The 18,407-nt window shown below is 59.4% G+C and carries 16 protein-coding genes and 1 pseudogene; 6 read left to right on the top strand and 11 right to left on the bottom strand.

The features are described 5' to 3' along the window. From UB90_RS11240 to UB90_RS11225, 4 genes and pseudogenes are all read left to right on the top strand, one after another. On the top strand, positions 1–563 hold a 563-nt coding region (locus UB90_RS11240), incomplete at its 5' end, for a TauD/TfdA family dioxygenase (RefSeq protein WP_204166602.1). Next, a complete protein-coding gene (locus UB90_RS11235; RefSeq protein WP_065327175.1) occupies positions 556–1,494 on the top strand; it encodes a hypothetical protein in 939 nt (312 codons plus the stop codon). The genes UB90_RS11240 and UB90_RS11235, both read left to right, overlap by 8 nt. After that, on the top strand, positions 1,439–2,719 hold the full coding sequence (locus tag UB90_RS11230; RefSeq protein ID WP_204161395.1) for a DUF3644 domain-containing protein: 1,281 nt from the start codon (positions 1,439–1,441) through the stop codon (positions 2,717–2,719). Before UB90_RS11235 ends, UB90_RS11230 begins: the two co-directional genes overlap by 56 nt. A 170-nt stretch (positions 2,720–2,889) precedes the next feature. Continuing rightward, positions 2,890–3,636: pseudogene (locus UB90_RS11225) on the top strand (Mu transposase domain-containing protein); the annotation flags it as partial. Positions 3,637–3,849: 213 nt separating this feature from the next. Here the strand turns inward: UB90_RS11225 and UB90_RS11220 are convergent. Both UB90_RS11220 and UB90_RS11215 read right to left on the bottom strand, forming a co-directional pair. After that, positions 3,850–4,254: a diacylglycerol kinase gene (locus UB90_RS11220; protein WP_065327036.1), complete on the bottom strand. Its 405-nt coding sequence runs from the start codon at positions 4,252–4,254 to the stop codon at positions 3,850–3,852. After that, positions 4,251–5,954: a phosphoethanolamine transferase gene (locus tag UB90_RS11215; protein ID WP_081285572.1), complete on the bottom strand. Its 1,704-nt coding sequence runs from the start codon at positions 5,952–5,954 to the stop codon at positions 4,251–4,253. Before UB90_RS11215 ends, UB90_RS11220 begins: the two co-directional genes overlap by 4 nt. Before the next feature lie 157 nt (positions 5,955–6,111). Here UB90_RS11215 and UB90_RS11210 point away from each other — a divergent pair, with 157 nt between their 5' ends. Together UB90_RS11210 and UB90_RS11205 are read left to right on the top strand one after the other, a co-directional pair. Continuing rightward, positions 6,112–6,783: a winged helix-turn-helix domain-containing protein gene (locus UB90_RS11210; protein ID WP_065327035.1), complete on the top strand. Its 672-nt coding sequence runs from the start codon at positions 6,112–6,114 to the stop codon at positions 6,781–6,783. Positions 6,784–6,847: 64 nt separating this feature from the next. Further along, the gene (locus UB90_RS11205; RefSeq protein WP_227512111.1) at positions 6,848–8,158 is read left to right on the top strand and encodes a sensor histidine kinase; all 1,311 of its coding nucleotides are present in this window, start codon (positions 6,848–6,850) and stop codon (positions 8,156–8,158) included. Positions 8,159–8,715: 557 nt separating this feature from the next. On the opposite strand, the gene UB90_RS11200 is transcribed toward UB90_RS11205, so the two are convergent. From UB90_RS11200 to UB90_RS11160, 9 genes are all read right to left on the bottom strand, one after another. After that, on the bottom strand, positions 8,716–10,230 hold the full coding sequence (locus tag UB90_RS11200) for a chlorohydrolase family protein (RefSeq protein ID WP_065327033.1): 1,515 nt from the start codon (positions 10,228–10,230) through the stop codon (positions 8,716–8,718). Then, positions 10,215–11,420, bottom strand: a complete 1,206-nt coding sequence (locus tag UB90_RS11195) for an amidohydrolase family protein (RefSeq protein WP_065327032.1) — start codon at positions 11,418–11,420, stop codon at positions 10,215–10,217. The genes UB90_RS11200 and UB90_RS11195 overlap by 16 nt, the downstream gene beginning before the upstream one ends. A gap of 12 nt (positions 11,421–11,432) precedes the next feature. Then, positions 11,433–12,173, bottom strand: coding sequence for an aspartate/glutamate racemase family protein (locus UB90_RS11190; RefSeq protein ID WP_065327031.1), 741 nt, complete (start codon positions 12,171–12,173; stop codon positions 11,433–11,435). Beyond that, complete coding sequence (locus tag UB90_RS11185) at positions 12,173–12,805, bottom strand: flavin reductase family protein (protein ID WP_065327030.1); 633 nt, start codon at positions 12,803–12,805, stop codon at positions 12,173–12,175. The genes UB90_RS11190 and UB90_RS11185 overlap by 1 nt, the downstream gene beginning before the upstream one ends. 4 nt (positions 12,806–12,809) lie before the next feature. Next, the gene (locus UB90_RS11180; RefSeq protein WP_065327029.1) at positions 12,810–13,847 is read right to left on the bottom strand and encodes an ABC transporter ATP-binding protein; all 1,038 of its coding nucleotides are present in this window, start codon (positions 13,845–13,847) and stop codon (positions 12,810–12,812) included. Continuing rightward, the gene (locus UB90_RS11175; protein ID WP_065327028.1) at positions 13,844–14,809 is read right to left on the bottom strand and encodes an ABC transporter ATP-binding protein; all 966 of its coding nucleotides are present in this window, start codon (positions 14,807–14,809) and stop codon (positions 13,844–13,846) included. The genes UB90_RS11180 and UB90_RS11175 overlap by 4 nt, the downstream gene beginning before the upstream one ends. A gap of 9 nt (positions 14,810–14,818) precedes the next feature. Beyond that, positions 14,819–15,742 (bottom strand): ABC transporter permease, encoded by a 924-nt coding sequence (locus UB90_RS11170; protein ID WP_065327027.1) that lies wholly within the window; start codon positions 15,740–15,742, stop codon positions 14,819–14,821. A gap of 12 nt (positions 15,743–15,754) precedes the next feature. Then, complete coding sequence (locus tag UB90_RS11165; protein WP_065327026.1) at positions 15,755–16,741, bottom strand: ABC transporter permease; 987 nt, start codon at positions 16,739–16,741, stop codon at positions 15,755–15,757. Positions 16,742–16,807: 66 nt separating this feature from the next. Then, a complete protein-coding gene (locus UB90_RS11160; protein ID WP_065327025.1) occupies positions 16,808–18,379 on the bottom strand; it encodes an ABC transporter substrate-binding protein in 1,572 nt (523 codons plus the stop codon). Between the last annotated feature and the right edge of the window lie 28 nt (positions 18,380–18,407).

Here is an 18,407-nt window from a genome sequence, read left to right as displayed (position 1 = left end):
TTTGTCAACACGTCCTAGGCACCCGTGTTGCCGGACGTTCGGGGCAACTACGTGAGGTTGTCCAACCGATTGTCGCCGAAGATGCGCATCCACGATCCCTGAGCGCGCAATATGGGTTAGGCGCTTTGCCGTTTCATATTGAACTCAGTCATCGCCCGAGACCATGCCGCTACCTGCTTCTCGGGTGTATCGATCCAGGCGAGACACCTACGGCAACGATGTTACTCGATTGGCGCAAGCTCGGCTTTGAGCGAGAGGAGCTTGCGCTTCTCGAAGAGGCACCAGTCCTCGTTCGCACCGGTCGACGATCCTTCTACTCGACCATCCTTGCGCCGGGCGGAACGTTTCTGCGCTACGATCCCGGCTGCCTTGAACCTCTGGGCGAGCGTGGCCGAGAAGCTATGCAACTAGTCGCGGACAGGATCACGCGCGCCCATTCGTACGCGCTTCATTGGCGGCAGGGCGACATCCTAATCATTGACAACTGGCGCGTCCTACTCGGACGCAGCCGGTCGGCCCACGGGTCCGGCCGAAGCCTCGCGAGGATTCTCATCGATGCCTGAGAATGTCTACATCGCCATCGACAGCGATGCGCTGCATGCCAAGTCGAAGGTCTACATTGGTCGCGCCCTCGCGCGGAAGGGCGTCGGCGATCTTGATGAGTACCAGCTCTGGGCCTCGCTCGCGCTCGAGCTACTCGGTAAGGCTGCGCTGGCTCGGAAACACCCCAGCCTCGTGGTTGATCCGACACACTGGCAATCGTTGTTCGTCGCTGCCGGCATCAACGTGACTACCGACGTCAAGACGATCGCCACAAAGACTCTTTTCGAACGGCTCACTCACCTTGTCCCCCGTTTCGACAAAACGGTGCAGAAGTTTTGCCAAGATATCGCCGAGCGTCGAAACGCGGAGCTGCACTCAGCAGACCTCCCATTTAGGACCATGCGGCTCGACGCCTGGGAGGCGCGCTATTGGCATGCGTGCGACACGATTCTGCACCAGATGGGATCATCTCTGGAGAAATGGCTCGGCGCCGCGGATGCCAAGGCCCCTCGCCAGTTGCTCGAAGAGGCAGCAAACGCCCTCGATGCTGCGGTCAAACTACGCGTTGAAGCCGCAAAGGAGCGGTTCGGCGCACTGAAGAAGTCTGAGCGGGAGCGCTTGGCCGCCGAGGCCGATCTACGCGAGCCGCACCATCAGGTGGAGCTTTTCAAGGGACGCTACGACGAGATTTGGGTCGAAAGCTGTCCGGCCTGCAAATGCCGTGCCTTCATGACGGGCGAGCAGTCCAGCGAGGAGATTAGCGAGGAGCGCGATGAGTACGCGATCTGGGAAATCGTCGACCGGGAGTTTCTCGGCGAGGAGTTCCGCTGCCCGACGTGCGACCTGATGCTCATGGGAAGCGACGAAATCGATGCCTCCGGTCTCAGCTACATCCATGAAGACCAGCAGGAACGCGAAATGGAATACGAGCCGGACTACGGCAACGATTGAAAACACGAACAATTCAGACAAGGTATGGGGGGGCACTAATTTGGCGAGGCGACCAGGTAATACGCTTGAGAAGTGGGAGGTCGCGATCGTCAAGGCGATGTTGTCCCGCAAATACGTGCCCCAAGATATCCAAGCGTACTTCTCCCGGCCGACGCGCTCGATCAACAACGCACGCATCTCCGAGATAAAGGACGGCACGAAGCACAAGGCCATCAAGGCCGCGTCTGATGATGAGCTCGATACCTTTCTGGACAGTTGGCCGAACATTGATCCCAAGACCGGCCTCCACCTCCAAGGCGACGAGCTGATTGTCAAAGCGCGTGAAGCCATGATCGCTGCCGTCCACACCTTCAATAGCGCCGGTCTCTACTTTAGGGCCGAACTCTTCATAGTCACCGCGATCATCGCGTGGACCTATCTAATGCACGCCAATTATAAGCGTGAAGGCATCGACTACCGGCACAAGAAGGCTGGCGTTGTTGAACGCACGCCATCCGGAGCCGAGAAATACTGGGAACTGAGCCAGTGTATCTCGACTGGTGCCTGCCCCCTCCAAGGCGGCGTCGTCAACAATCTTAAATTCCTGATCGAGATCAGGAACGAGATCGAGCATCGGTCCACCAACAGGATCGATGATGCGCTTAGCGCGAAACTGCAGGCCTGCTGCATCAACTTCAACGATACCATCAAGGACCTCTTCGGACGCGAATTCGCCCTAGAGAAGCGGCTTCCTATCGCGCTGCAATTTGTAACTTTTGACGGTGTACAGCGGCAAAGCCTGATAGCTACCGACCTACCGGCGCATATTGCGACTGCCATGGACGCCTTCCACGAGGGGCTTTCGGAGGATGAGCAGAAGGACCCGAAATTCCGGTTCCGCGTCGCCTTCGTCCCGAAGGTCGCAAGCAAAGCCAGCAAGGCGGATCTCGCGGTGGAGTTCATCAAACCAGGCTCTCCGGAAGCAGAGGCCGTCGAGCGCGTTCTGTTGAAGGAGGTCGAGCGACCGAAATATCTGCCTGGCGAGATCGTCACGAAGGTGAAGGCGGCAGGACACGCCGCGTTCAGTATGTACGATCACACCAAGCTCTTCCAGCAGCTTGATGCCCGCAATCCCGGCAAAGGCTATGGCGTGAAGGTCGCGAACACTTGGTATTGGTACGAAAACTGGCTGGAGAAGGTGCTCGAGAAGCTCGACGAAGGATGGACGCGACCGAAGAAAGTGTAGCTGGGCGTCAAGGAGCAGTGATTTGATACAGGCCATCTACCGTGCCGAGCGCGAAGGTCGGATCAGGGCCGGGAATGTCTAGCATTTACTGTTTCATATTGGCGCTGCGCGCCAATATAGGAGCAATGGCGTGTGATAGCTAGATGCCACTTGCGGGGTCAGATGCAACGCTTACGTTCGACGCTCATTGGCGTGGCTTCCGGGACTTCGGCGGCATACCCGGTCGCGGGATTTACGATAGCAAGTCCTTGTTCGCCATTGCTTCAACAACAATGGACGCGCGATGACGGCGGTGGACCGCGTTGGCAAATGCAAGCAGCGCAATATCAATGCACGCTTCGAGGCGATGGCCAGCCACTACGTGTTTGAGCCTGAGTATTGCAACCCTGCAGCCGGTTGGGAGAAAGGCCAGATCGAGAAAAGTGTGCGGGATGCTCGCAACCGCATGCGGTAGGGATTGCCTGTTTTTGCTGATTTGGAAGAACTGAACCAGTGGCTTGAAGATCGCTGCATCGCTCTGTGGGCGGAGACACCGCACAAGTCCTTGCCGGGCGGGGTCCATTGCTGAAGTCTGGAAAGCCGAGAAGCCTGTTCTTATGACACTGCCGCCGGCATTCGACGGCTTAATAGAACACAGCAAACGTGTATTGCCCCTCTCGTGACATTGCCTTTGGCAATTCACTGCCGGGCAGTGGACGTGCCTTATCACATTCGAGCGCAATCGCTACAGCGTGCCCGCCAGACTTGCGCACCATCGGATCAACTTACACGTGTATTCCGAACGGCTGGTCATCGTCGCTGAGGGGCAAACGGTTTACGAGCATGCGCGGATTATTGATCGATCCCATCGCAAGCCGGGCAGAGTCATCCATGACTGGCGCCACTATCTCGCGCTGGCCATTGTTCGAGAGCAAGGGCCGCAGTCAGCCCTAGTCGAACGACAGCGAAGCGCAGAAAGCACCATTTGCAAAGTCGTAGAACTTAGGGGCCCGATGAACGGTTTGTGCTGCATATGCAGTGGCAAAAGCGGCCATTCGCTATGAGGTTAACGCTAGAGCATGCCGTAACAAATCGTCTGGCTTGCCTGACTGGACCAAGGCTAGATACTTGGTCGAAGAAGTGCCCCGAGCCTAATTCAGGAGTGACAGCAGAATGATGGCGAAGCAGGCGGTATTTGCCCCAATCAAGAGCGCGACCGCCAGCGATCCAAGGTCTTTTGCGTGCTTTGCTTGTTGAGACCATTCGGGCGAAACCAAATCAGTCAGGACTTCGATGGCAGTGTTGAGCGCTTCAATCGCTAGTAGCAGCAGGAAAAGAATGGAAAATGCTCCAATCTGCATTCCCGGCGCACCCAAAACCCAGAGCAAAATGATCGCTGCGCCCCCTATTGCAAGTTCTTGCCTTGCCGCGGCTTCTGCGATCAGCCGCTGAAAACCACCTAAAGAATAGCGAGCCGCGGCAAACAGATGCGCAAGACCTGTCACTTTAGGTGGGATTTGCGGAGACGTCTTTTGTGAAGCTTTAGGTTGTGTCACGCCGGGGTCCTTTCGGTGCGGCAGTTGGCTGTTATGTCAAGCTCTGGCCGATAGACCTCAGTGGAGATGTCCATCAATCCGAGTACTGTATGGAAAAGATTATCCTGACTGACCGGTTGTGAGGTGCGGTCAGTCAGACATGCAGCGTTAACGTGCATGGTTTCTTGGAATTTTTGTGGCAACCACATCAGAAAAGGCACCTGCGTTTGAACTTCGGGTGCCATGAACATCGGAGCAGCATGCAGGTATAGCCCTGCCTCTCCCAAAGACTCACCATGGTCAGACAGGAAAAACAGAGCGGGCGACACGCGATCCTGCTGGTCCAGCATTTTAATGGCGCTGGCGATGATATGATCGGTGAAAGCAATACTGTTGTCATAGGCATTCACGATCTCCTGCTGGCTGCAGTAGTCGAACTCAGCCGTGCGACAGTCTGGAACAAACGGTGCAAAACCTTCCGGATAGCGCAGGTAGTACGCGGGACCATGGCTACCGATCATATGTAGAACCAGAACCGTATCCTCAGTGATGCTGCCGATCTGGGCACTGAGTTCCGTCAACAGAGCCGCATCAGTGCATTCGCCACCAGCACATGCGGCTGGGTTCAATGTCACATCGACCATCCGTGCGCCCGTCCGTCTGGCGATGTTTTGATCGCCTGTATTGTTGTCAACCCACACCGGATCCACACCTGCGTGGGCAAGCACATCCAACAGATTTTCGTTGCCCATAAATCGCTCGTGACTGTAGTTCGAGCGATCAAATGGGGAAAACATGCATGGCAATGACACTGCGGTCGAAGTCCCACAGGACGTAGCGTCTTTGAAATTGAAGACATCGAGTTGGGACAGCTCTGGCGTGGTGTTACGGCTGTATCCATTCAGCCCAAAATTCTGCGCACGTGCCGTTTCACCAGCAAACAGGACCAGCAAAACCGGCTTCTTTGTCGCCAGCAAAGCAGGCCCCTTAGCCGCATCCTGCCCCAACGGTTTAACTTCGACATTCCCGGCACGGAGTTCCATTTTTGCATATCGCACAAGGGCGCCGATCGTGGCACCGGGCTGATAACTACCCAGCAGCTCGTGATGCTCGCGGATGATGGAAACATTGGCTTTGAGGTTGATGAACAAAAATCCAAATGTCAGCAGGAAACTCGCCGCTATGGTCAGCGGAAATCTCCACAGCAATCCCCGGACCCGTGCATATGTGATGCGCGGCCAAAACAGTAAAGCAGCAGGTATGACCCCGGTCAGAAACATGTGGCGCAAGTAGGGTACCGTGATCAACTGCCGCGACTCTGCAACCGTGGTGTTCATTACGTTCTGGATCATCAGCTTATCGATGACCGCTCCCAGGTGATCCTGATACCATGCCGCCGCCGCAGCCAACAGGATTAACCCTGCAGCGAGGGGGCGGTGCAACAACGGCAAACTGACCAGACTGAGCGTAAAGAACGTCAGCATCCATACTGCCACCCCAAAGCACGCAATGTTCATCGGTGCGCCTTCAAAAAGGCGTAGAAGATGTCCCCAAAAGGCGGCGTTGAAGGCAACCATCATGTAGGTGGCGACAATCAGATTAAGCCCTGCAGGCGTGAGAGTCGGCTGCCAAGCCTTCGCTTTGTCACCTAGCTGTAAAAAATGCCGCCCGAATATTTTTTTCAGTGGCGCACGCGATGATGTTGTCGGGATATGTGTCAAAAGCTTAGTGTCCTGCTCGATGTCCGAGCAGGGATAGGTCAACGCAGATCACTCAAACCTTGCGCGAACTATACCAATCCGTAATCTTCTGGCAGGTTGACGGTCAGAAAATCCACAGTATTCAAATATCCAGACCTCTCCTTCGGAAAGCGGATGAATGCGTGTCCTTGTTGTCGAAGATGACCTTGAAACAGCCGACTATATTACCTCGAGCCTGAAGGCGCAGGGCCATGCTGTTGATCATTGTGACAATGGCAAAGATGGCTTTTTGAATGCGTTGGACAACGATTATGACGTGATGGTCTTTGACCGAATGTTGCCGAGATTGGATGGGTTGACGCTCATAAAGTCAGTTCGCGGGGCCGGGATAGAGACACCTATTCTATTCCTAAGTGCGATGGATGGCATCAATGACCGAGTTGAGGGCCTTCTAGCCGGGTCTGATGATTATTTAGTCAAACCGTTTTCGTTTCATGAACTCTCGGCCCGTTTGGTTGCGCTGGCACGCCGTCCGCCGCTCAAGACAGAGGAAACTGTGCTGCGAGTGGCTGATCTTGAGATGAACCTGATCCGCCGGACGGTTAGCCGGGGCGGCACCGAAGTCGAGTTACAGCCGCGCGAGTTCAGCTTGTTGGAGTATCTGATCCGGAATGCAGATCGGGTAGTCACCCGGACAATGCTGTTGGAGGCGGTCTGGGATTTTCATTTCGATCCCAAGACGAATGTTGTCGAAACCCATATCAGCCGCCTGCGCAACAAGGTCGACAAACCCTTCGCGACAGAGCTGATCCACACAATACGCGGCGCAGGGTATAGTCTGCATGGCTAGGGACGCGTTATTGGGCCGATTTCTTCGCTCGACCTCGGTGCGATTATCGCTGAGGTTTGCGTTCTTGTATTCTTTTGTGACAGCATTGGTTTTCGCGGGAGCTTACAAACTCGCCGAATATGAGACGACGGACTGGATCAAGGAACAGCTTGTCGATGAGGAGGCCGCGTTTCTCGCTATATATGAGGATCAAGGTCTTGATGGGGTGATTGAAGGGCTGACAAAATACGGCGCATTCAATTTCGAAGACCACCGGATATACCTGCTACTTGATGCAAACGGCCAGCGCATCGTGGGAAACGTCGACACCATTGGCCGGACAGCCAAGGCTGATTACGTCGACGCCTCCGCCATAGGCTTCTCGGGGCACAACGAAAACGAAGCCTTCGGTTATATCCTGCGAAGTGTTAACCTTGGCGAGAACACTCTGGTACTTGGGACAAGCACCTACTTCCTGCTGGAACTGCTTGAGGGTTTCGGCGGTGGATTGATAATTGGTTTCGTCGTTGTGATCATGGTTGGGTCTGGCGTTGGTATCGCCGTCGGTCGCCGTACGGAAACACGCTTGAGGCAAGTGTCTGGAACGCTCGAACGCGTTGCAAAGGGGGATCTCGGGGCGCGAGTGTCTTTACACCACAACGATGCAGATGACTTGGCACGTTTGTCGCGTGAGATTAACAGCACCATAAGCCAGCTTGAAAAAATGGTGGAAAGCCAGAACCAGATCACAGCAGATATTGCGCATGATCTGCGCACACCAATGCAGCGCTTGCGACAAAGGCTCGAAGCCATTGGCCAGTCCGAGGAACTCGCTGATCACCTGAGTGGGCAAGTTTACCAAGCTATTGAGGCCGCTGACGATCTGATCGAGACGTTTCATGCACTCTTGCGGATTTCTCAAATCGAGGCAGGTGCGCAGCGGGAGAGCTTTCGCGAAGTCGATCTTACAGCGGTTCTGTCCCGAATTGAGGATGCCTACAGTGCGGTTGCAGAAGAAAATAACCAGACACTCGTCTTCACAGGAGGCGCTGCACCCCACACCGTCTTAGGGGATCAACAACTCCTCACGCAGATGGTGGCCAATGTGGTTGAGAACGCATTGCGCCATTGCCCCTCGAAGGCACGTGTCGAAATGTCCCTCTTGTCGACGTCAGATCACACCACCTTTACAGTCTGCGACAATGGGCCGGGTATTCCCGAAAGAGACCGCGAAAAAGTCTTCCGGCGCCTCTACCGGGTGGAGAAAAGCCGCACCACATCGGGAAACGGTCTTGGCTTCAGCTTAGTTAAAGCGATCGCCGATCTACATTGCGCCAAAGTGGCCCTTTCAGACAATCAGCCAGGTCTGAAAGTCACTGTTCTTTTCTCCAAATAACTTTCTGCCAAGAGATGACTTTAGGGAGCGTGTGGAAAGCAGCGCTGCAGCGGATCTTTCAGCTTGGCGTTTCGGACGGCTGAGTTCGAACACTCCAGTATTTTTGTTTTTCTGGCATCGGGGTCAACCGCTGCATCATTGTGATCAACATCGCCGACCTATCAAGGTCCGGTCTCGGTAATTTGGAGGAATTTATTGCTCCTGAGGCAAAGTGCCTGCAGCGCCTCTATCGAATGACTGCATTGGGCTGGGAGCTGTTGACCGGCCTCTATGCAGCGCGCACTTGGGCCGTTAGGTCTGCTTGGCACAAAAAGTGAGTTTGGCAAAGTCAGAGCGGCCAGCGAGGCCCAAGGGTTTAACAACCCGGAACGGACATTCGCAGCGCGGCGAACAAAGGTCAGCACAGGCCCGTCTACTGCTCGGCTTTCTCGTCAACATCCGTGGCTCTGTAAAAGCCGGTAACATGGGCGAATATTTCCTCCACGTCCTCCCATTGCCCCGCCATTGGAAAAATTGCCCGATGGATAACGAGCCAGATGGAGTAAACAAAATATGGATCAAAACGCCTTCTCAACACTTTGCATGAATATCGGCGTACAACGAATCGTGGGATAGCTCGTCGAAAATATCTCCCCCACTGGGGGATGAAACAACGTCCTGTCAGGATATTGCGCGACCATCCGGTCGAATTGCGCCTGTGCCTTTCGGTGATAGACCATGTCATCAACGCCGGTAATTGCGCCGTTGCGCATGACGAACCGCCCCGCGATCATCACGTCCGACACGTCACGACCCGACCCGTTGAGCAAGATGGTCTGAATTGGATCAATGCGTTGACCGATGTCGGGGCTGTCCAACCGGATGACATTCAGGTCCGCCGCACAGCCCGAGGCAAGCCGTCCCAGATCCGGGCGGTTTAGCGCGGCCGCGCCGCCCAGAGTGGCGGCATCGTAGAAATCGGCGGCGCGAACGGAAGTCGGATCGCCCTCCGCGATGCGGGCGGTCATCACGCCCAGGGCCATGTTCTGGATCATGTCAGCGGGATGCGTGTCGGTGCCCATGCCGATAGGGACGCCCAGGTCCCGGAACCTTACGAAGGAATGCATGATCTTGCCGCCGCGGGCCATCACCAGCGGGCAATGCGCAAGGGCGGCGCCGGACGCCGTCAGGATATCGAGGTCGGGCGCGGCATGGGTGATGCCGTTGAGGCCCGACAGGAACAGCCCATGTGGCAGGATCGTGGACGGCGCAAAGAAGTCGGTATCGCGCAGTAGCTCCAACGGGCTCTTACCATGCTGTTGCAGTACAAGATCGTATTCCAGCCGCGACTGGCAGCAATGCAGGCGAATCGGCACTCCGAGAGAGCGGGCAGCGGCACCGCTGCGGCGCAGAAGCTCGGGCGTGCAGGTCTCGATCCGGTCGGGAGCCAGCATGGTACGGATCAGCCCGCCTTGGGTGTTTTCGTGCCGCGCGACGAAATCTTCAGCCTCTGCCACCCCCGTCAATCCGCGCGTTTCGTCGTAGTGAAAACCGATCTTCCGATTAACATCGACCACCAGATTACCACTGCGATAGGCCGGGCCGAGATAGACCCGCAGCCCGAGGTCCGCCGCCGCTTCTGCCGCGGCGTCGAATTCCTCCGCCGTTTCGCCCCAAGCGCGGTAGAAGAGCGAGGCAATGGGCAACGCCGTGGTGATGCCGTTGCGGATCAGACGGGTGAAGGCATAGCGTTTCTGAAAGGCCAGTTCCTCGGGCGTGTACATCTCGCGCGGGCCGGCGGCCATGTAGCTCTCGGGCCAGACCCGACCCTTAAGTTCAGGCGGATGATTGTCATAGCTCAAAACGGTGGTGTCGAGATCGGCCAGCGCATCGAGGTCGATGAACCCCGGCCCGATCAGCGCCGCACCAAAGTCGATGGTTTCGGCCACGTCGCCCACGAAGTCATGTCCAACGTGCAGAACCTTCTTGCCTTCGACGACCACGGTGCCGTTGCGGTAGAGGCAATGTTGCCCGTCCACGTGCCCCACGACCCAGTCGGCGGTCAGCGCGGTGCGTTTCAAGCGCTCTGCCATGTCGCCTCCGTCTCGCCATTGCGGGCCACGATCTGCCCGCCCGACAGTACCAGTCGGCGCGGCGGCCGTTGGGTGACCGCTTCCGAGATCGCCTCAACATCGACCAGCACCAGATCGGCACGATGGCCTTCGGCAAGGCCATAGCCAGCAAGACCCATGACCCGCGCGCCGTCGGTGGTACAGGTGTCGAGGGCCCAACCGACCTCCACATCCGCGCGGAAATTGTTGCGCAGGCCCACCAGCATGGCGCGTTCCAGCATGCAAGCGTTGCCATAGGGCGTCCAAGTGTCGCGGATGCCGTCGTTACCTGCGCAGATCGCGATCCCGCAGTCGCGGCAAGCGGCGACCGAGGGCACCGGACGCGCGGCGGGCGCGGTGGTGGCCAGCGAGACATCCAGCATCGCGATCCGGTCGAGCAGCCCCGCCACCCGCGCCTGATCACCCATGCCGAGGCAGAAGGCATGGCTGACCGTCACCCTACCCTGCATCGTCAGTGCTTCGGTCCGGTCGAGGATCATCTCGAGGCTGAAGGCACCCATCTCGCCCGGCTCGTGCAGGTGGATGTCTATCGGCTTACCGTGTTTCTCCGCCAACCCGAAGACTGCGTCGAGTTGCCCCTTGGGGTCGCGGTCGATGCCGCAGGGGTCGAGCCCGCCGACAATATCGGCGCCTTCGCGCAAGGCCTGGTCCATCAGCTCCAGCGTACCGGGGCGGATCATCAGGCCCGATTGCGGGAAGGCGACGATCTCGATCTGCATGACATCCGCATAGCGCGCCCGGGTGGCGACCACCCCCCGATGCAGGCTCAACCCATGCTCGGTGTCGATATCGACATGGCTTCGGATCGCCGTGGTCCCCTTGGACAGCGACAACGCCACCTGCCGTGCCGATTGCCGCTCCGCGTCCATATCGAGTTCGTGGCGCAAAGCCCGCTCGGTGTCGATCATCTGCTGCAGGCTCTTGCCCTGCTGGTGCGGATGCCAGGGCATGCCCCACAGCGTCTTGTCGAGATGGGCATGCGCATCGACGAGGCCCGGCAGAGCCAGCGCGCTATCGCAGTCCTCGACGGTGACCTCTGCGGTCGGATTGATCTTGGGGGCGATCTGCGCGATGCGCCCGTCCTCGATCAGCACATCGGCGGCATCCGTCCCCATCAGCCGGAGGTTCTTGAGCAGCAAAGGCTTGGTCATATCTTGTCCTGTCTATCGTGTCAGTGGAGCGACGCGCACTTGCGGTACGGGAGATTGCTTGACGCGCGGCAGGGCATAGGCACCGGTCTTGGCGGTCACCAGCCCCGTCGCGGCAAGCCCGGCCGCTATGCGTATGGCAAAGCCCACGCCGTCGATCACCGGCACGCCCGCATCGCGGCCCAATTGTTCCAGATGCGCACTCATGCCCGCGCAGCCCAGCACCACGGCCTCGGCCCGGTCTTCCTCAACCGTCTGGCGAATTTTGCGAGCGATCAGAGGCAGGGTCTGCACCGGCGCATATTCGAGATCGAGCACCGGGATGTCAGCGGCATGTACGGCACAGAGCGCGCGGCCACATCCGTAGCGGTCTCCGAGGTCTTCGATGATCGGCACAGCCCGCGGCAAAGTCGTCACAACCGAGAAGCGCTTGGCGATCCGTCCAGCTGCAATGAGCGCCGCTTCGCAAAGACCGATGACCGGCCCCTTGGCAACGGCGCGGGCGGCATCGAGACCTGGATCGTCGAAACAGGCGATCACATGAGCCACGGCCCCCGCCGCCTCTGCTTCAAGAATTGCGTCGAGCATGGCAGGCACGGCGCGGGCCTCATCCGCATAGCCTTCGATGCTGGGCGGTGTTGCACGCGCAGTGGCAGAGACGACCTCCACCCCCGGCCCGGCCTGAGCGCGGGCGGTACGGGCGATGGCCTCGGTCATGCCCGCGGTGGAGTTCGGGTTGATCAGGTGAATTTTCATCAATTGGCTTTCTGTGTCACGCCAACCGGCGGCGTGTCGGGGACCTTGAGCTCAAACTGCCGGTCGGAGGTGATGTAATTGTCTGCATGCAGCCGCGCGATGGGCTGGTAATTCTCGGGCCGGACATAGCGACCCGCGTCGTCAAGGCAGTTGTCGCGCACATGCATCTGCAGGACACGGCCCAGTATGATTTCGCGCCGCGCATAGCGGATGGTCTCTTCGACCACGCATTCCATGGCGCAGGGGCTTTCCGCGATCCAGCCGCCGTCGATCTGGCTGGCGGAGGTCATGGTCAGCCCGGCAGTCGCGATCTCATCTACGTCGGGCGCATAGCTGATCCCGCAAGTGATCATCGCCTCGGCCAGCGCCATATCGACCATATTGACGCAGAAACTCTGACGGCGGGTGATGTTGGTGACCGTATCCTTGATGCTGCCGTCGGGACGACACTGGATGCCAAGGATTACGATCGGCGGCTCCTGCGAGAAGACGTTGAAAAAGCTCATTGGTGCGGCATTGGCGATACCTTCGGCGCACAGCGTGGTGACGAGCGCGATGGGGCGTGGTGCCACGAAGCTTGAGAGCAGCCGGTAGCGGTCGCGCTCTGGCAGGGTGGTGAAATCGAACTCCATCCCCCTACTCCGCCGCCATTCTGAGCCAAGGCTTCAGCCGTTCCTCGTCCGCGGCATGGCAAGCCGACTTTTGACCGCCCTCGCGCAGGTTGAGCGCGGGGGCCACACTCCGACAGGTGTCGTTCGCCATCGGACAGCGCGGGTGAAAGGCACAACCGGACGGCGGCGAAATCGGGTTTGGCACCTCCCCTGCAACTGGCACTCGCTCGGAACCGCCCACGGTCAGCTTGGGCACGGTCTCCATCAACAGGCGCGTGTAGGGATGCTGTGGGTTGCCGAAGATCTCCTCCTTCGGGCCGACCTCGACGATCTTGCCCAGATACATCACCGCCAGCACATCGGCCATATACCAGACCACCGCCAGATCGTGACTGATGAAGATGTAGCTCATGTTGAACTCGTCTTGCAGGTCCTTCATCAGGTTGAGAATCTGGCTTTGAACACTCACGTCCAGCGCCGAGGTCGGCTCATCGCAGATCAGCAATTCGGGCCGGGTGGTGAGGGCGCGAGCGATCGACAGGCGCTGGCGTTGACCGCCGGAGAACTCATGCGGGAATTTCTTGGCATCTGCGGGGTTCAGACCGACCTGGCTCAGCAGTTTTTCAACCTCTCGGGTAACCTCCGCATTGTTCTTGCAGATGCCGAAGTTCTTGAGCGGCTCGCCGATGATGTCGCGCACCCGCCAACGCGGGTTGAGCGAGGCATAGGGGTCTTGAAAGATCATCTGCATCCGACGTCGCAACGCCGCGGGTTTGCCGGGGGGCATACGGGTGATGTCGTCCCCCTCGAACCGGATCGTGCCGCCACTTGGTGTATGCAGCCCCATCAGAAGCCGCGCCACGGTGGATTTTCCGCAGCCCGACTCGCCCACCACGGCAAAGGTCTTGCCGCGCGGCACGTCGAAACTGATGTCGTTCACCGCCGTCAGGATACGGCGCGGGCGGCGCTCCAACACCCGGTTGAGGAATGGCTCGGACACGTCGAAGCGCTTGGAGATGTTCTGCACGCTGAGGATATCGTCGGGGGTGATCTGGGGGGTCATGACGTCTCTCCGTAAAAGTGGCAGGCGACCTGCCCGGTGCCGGCGTCCTGCGGCGCGGGGCGGATGCTGTGGCAGTGTTCCATCGCCCGGGGACAACGGGGCGCAAAGGCGCAGCCGGGCGCAGCGTTGCGCAGGCCGGGCATGGCGCCCTCGATCTGCGTGAGGCGCCGGTCGCGGATGCCAATCTGCGGGATCGAGGCCATGAGGCCGCGGGTATAGGGATGCAGCGGCTCCTCGATGACCTGTTTCACATCGCCGATCTCGACCAGCCGTCCCGCGTACATCACCGCGACGCGGTCGGCGGTCTCGGCGATCACGCCCATATCATGGGTCACCAGCACCACCGCAGTGCCGTTCTCGCGGCAGAGCCTTTTCAGCAAGGCGAGGATCTGCGCCTGCACGCTGACGTCGAGTGCCGTGGTCGGCTCGTCCGCAATGATGAGCTTTGGCTCGGCGCAGAGCGCTAACGCGATCACCACCCGCTGCCGCATCCCGCCCGAGAACTGGTGCGGATACTGGTCGAGCCGTGCCTCGGGGGCCGGGATGCCGACTTCGGCCAACCAATCGATGGCGCGCTGGCGGGCAGTCTTCTGGTCGAGGTCGAGATGCACGCGCATCGTGTCGATAAGTTGCTCGCCCACGGTATAGACCGGGTTGAGGCTGGTCAGCGGGTCCTGAAAGATTGCACCGATCTCCTTGCCGCGGATGCGGCGCATCTTGTCAGCAGGCAGGTTGTCGACCCGCGCGCCGCGCAGCCGCACCTCGCCCGAGCGGATCAGGCCGGGCGGTTCGATCAGCCCGGTGATCGCGGCCCCCGTGATCGACTTACCGGCGCCGGATTCACCGACCAGCCCGAGGATCTCACCTTCGTCGAGGTCAAGGCTCAAGCCCTTGACGGCCTCCAGCGGACCGCGCCGGGTGGGGAATTCGACAACGATGTTGTCCAGTTCAAGAAGTGGCATGGGATTACCTCAGCGCAGTTTGGGGTTGAGCGCATCGCGCAGCCAGTCGCCCAGCAGGTTCACCGCCAGCACGAGGATCGCCAACACAGCGGCCGGAAAGACGACGACCCACCAGATGCCCGAAAACAGGAACTCGTTGCCGATCTGGATCAGCGTGCCGAGCGAGGGCTGGGTGGGCGGCATGCCGACACCGAGAAAGCTCAGCGTCGCCTCGGTCAGCACCGCCATGCCGAGGTTGATCGTCGCGATGACCAGCACCGGCCCCAGCACATTGGGCAGGATATGCTTAATCATGATCGCCAGCTTGCCGGTGCCGAGGGTGCGCGCCGCCTCGATATACTCTTTGCGGCGCTCCACCATGGTCGAGCCGCGCACGGTGCGAGCATATTGCACCCAGTTGGTCAGGCCGATCGACAGAATCAAAACGATTAGCGCCGACTCGGCCTGCGCCGAACTTGGCAGCGCACTGCGCAGCACGCCGTTGATCAAAAGCGCCACGAGGATCGGAGGGAAGCTGAGCAGCACGTCGGCGATCCGCATCAGCACCGCATCAACGATCCCGCCGAGAAAGCCGCCAAGAAGGCCAAGCGCTACGCCCATCACGGCGGCAAGGATCACGCTGGCGAAACCGACCAGCAGAGAAATCCGCATCCCGTACATGATCGAGGACAGCACGTCGCGGGCCTGAGTGTCAGTGCCGAGCAAGTAGGCGGCGCTGCCGCCCTCGACCCAAGCGGGGGGTAACTCGCTGTCGAAAAGGTCCAGCTCGGCGATGTTGAACGGATCCTGCGGGGCGAGGCTCGGGGCGAAGATCGCCGTGAGGAATATCGCCAGCAGCACCAGCGCCGAGATCACCGCCACGCGCGACTTGCGGAAGCTGTAGGTGATATCGCTGTCCCAGAAGGCGTAGAGCATGGGCATGAAGTTTGACATGGGGGAACCTCCTCAGACGCCGTGCGCGGGCGTTCTCTCGGCCCGCAGGCGCGGGTCAGCGACGTTATACAAAAGGTCGACCAGCGTGTTGATGACGACGAAGATGAAGGACACCAGCACCAGATAGGCGGCCATAACGGGGACATCGGTGAAGTTCACCGCCTGGATGAACAGGAAGCCCATCCCCGGCCACTGGAAGACCGTCTCGGTGATAATGGCAAAAGCGATGAGCCCGCCCAGTTGCAGACCGAAGATGGTCATCACCGGAATAAGCGTGTTCTTCAGAGCGTATTTGAAATGCAGCATCCGGTTGGGAATGCCGCGCGCCTTGGCGAACTTGATGTAATCAGCACGCAGCACCTCGAGCATCTCGGCCCGCACCAGCCGCATGATCAGCGTCATCTGGAACAGGGCGAGCATGATCGCGGGCAGGATCAGCGCCTTGAGGCCCGAGGGGGTGAGGAACCCCGTCGTCCACCAGCCGAGATCGACCACCGTACCCCGCCCGAAGCTTGGCAGCAGTCCGAGTGTGACCGAGAAGACGAGGATCAGCAGGATACCGGTGACGAAAGTGGGCACCGAGATCCCCAGAAGTGAGATCACCTGCAATCCCTGGCTCAGCCATCCGCGCGGGTTGAGCGCGGTGTAAATGCCCAGGGGCACCCCGAGCGCAAGCGCCAGACCTGCGGCGACCAACACCAGTTCGGCAGTGGCGGGAAAGCGTTCGGCAAGAAGGTCCGACACGGGGCGGTTGTTGCGGTAAGATTGCCCAAAATCACCCTGCGCGGCATCGGCGATAAAGCGGCCGTATTGCACCAGGACAGGGTCGTTGAGCCCCAGTTTCTCGCGCATCTCGGCGCGGTCCTGCACGGTGGCGTCCTCGGGCAGGAGGTTGGAAATCGGGTCACCGAGAAAACGGAACATCAGAAAGGCGATCGAGGCGACGACGAGCATCACCAGCGCGGCCTGTATGATGCGACGGATAAGAAAAGCGAACATGCTGGCCTCCGGCTGGCAAGGTTGAACTGGGGCGGACGTGGGGAGAGACGCCCGCCACGGGGGAGGTTACTCGATCCGGGCGAGCCAGAGGCGCGGCTTGTCATCCGCGGTCTGGGGGATTTTCACCGCATTGCGCGCGGCCCAGGACAGGGGCTGAGCGTGCAGCGGCAGCCAAGCCACCTCCTGATCGGCGATCCAGAAGGCCTCGATCATCATCTCCATGCGCTTCTCGGCATCCAGCTCGGTGGCCACGGCCTTGGTCAGGCGGTCGACTTCGGCGTTGGAATAGCCACCGGGGTTCCAGGTGCCCATCTGCCCCTCGGGAGTGTGCAGCATCGCCGAGAGCACCGAATAGCCGTCGAGCATCGGCAGCGTGGCCCATCCCAGCATGAACATGTCAGTCTCATTGGCGCGGGCGCGCTCGAAGTGGATGGCCTTGGTCTCTGCAGTGAGGTCCGTCTTCACGCCCACACGTGCGAACATCGCCGCCAGCGCCTGACAGATTGCGGCATCGTTGACGTAGCGGTCATTGGGGCAGTTCATGTTCAGGCTGAACCCTTCCGGATAGCCGGCATCGGCCAGCATCTGCTTGGCCTTTTCGGGATCATAGGCAGGGATCTCGTCGACCGCTTCGTCGTAGCCGGGCACCTGCGGGGCGACCAGACCGCCGAGATTGCGGGATTTGCCGCGCATAATCTTGTCGCGCAGTAGGTCATAGCTGATCGCATGGACCAGAGCTTGACGGACCTCGACCTGCTGCAGCGGGTTACCCTCCTGATTGGGGTTATTCGACGTACCAGACAGGTTGAAGCCCATCATGATCGCGCGCAGGCCCGGTGCCTCCAGAACATGCATACCCTCGGTCGCCTCGATCCGCTTGGCGTCCTGCAGGGGAGACGGCACGATCATATCGAGCTCGCCTGAGAGCATCGCCGCCACGCGGGTCGCATCGGAGTTGATGGGGTTCAGCTCGATCCGGGTCAGGTTGTGCTGCGGCTCGTCCCACCAGTCGTTGTTGACTGTCAGCACGGTCTGCGCGTCAGGAGTGCGGGACTCAAACCGGAAGGGGCCGGTACCATTGGCGTTCGATGTGGTGTAGCCTTCTTCGCCCTTCTGCGCATCGATCGGGTCAAGCGCGTCATGCTCTTCCAGCCAGCCGCTGTCAAAGATCAGAACGTTGGTCAGGAAGTTGTTGAGCAACGGGTTTGGACCGTCCAGCATCAGATCAACGGTCATCTCATCGACCATCTTGGCATCGATCAACCCGGCGATATTACCGCGAATGGGCGAGTCCTCATGCGCTGCGCGCTTTACCGATGCCACCACGTCCTCGGCCGAGAAGTCCTGACCATCGTGGAACTTGATCCCCTCGCGCAACGTGTAGCGCACGGTAGTCTCGTCGATCTGTTCCCAGCTTGTGGCCAAGGCTGGCTCAATCTTGAGGTCAGCGTCATATCGCACCAACGCCTCATAGACGTGGTTGAGGAATGAGACAGTAAAGCTGTCCGTCATCGAATGTGGATCAAGGCCGTAGAGGTCGCCGCTGGTGCCCAGCCGAAACGTTTCGGCCTGAGCGCCCCCTGCACAGGCCAGCGCCAGTGCCGAAGTAACCGTGAATAATAGCTTGCGCGGTGTCATTGTTGTCTCCCTGTTTCTGTCGCCAAGC

It is taken from the genome of Tritonibacter mobilis, assembly GCF_001681715.1.
Classification (GTDB): Bacteria; Pseudomonadota; Alphaproteobacteria; order Rhodobacterales; family Rhodobacteraceae; genus Epibacterium; species Epibacterium mobile.
The sequence above is the reverse complement of the archived record's forward strand: the minus strand, read 5'-3'. Positions and strand labels throughout refer to the sequence as shown.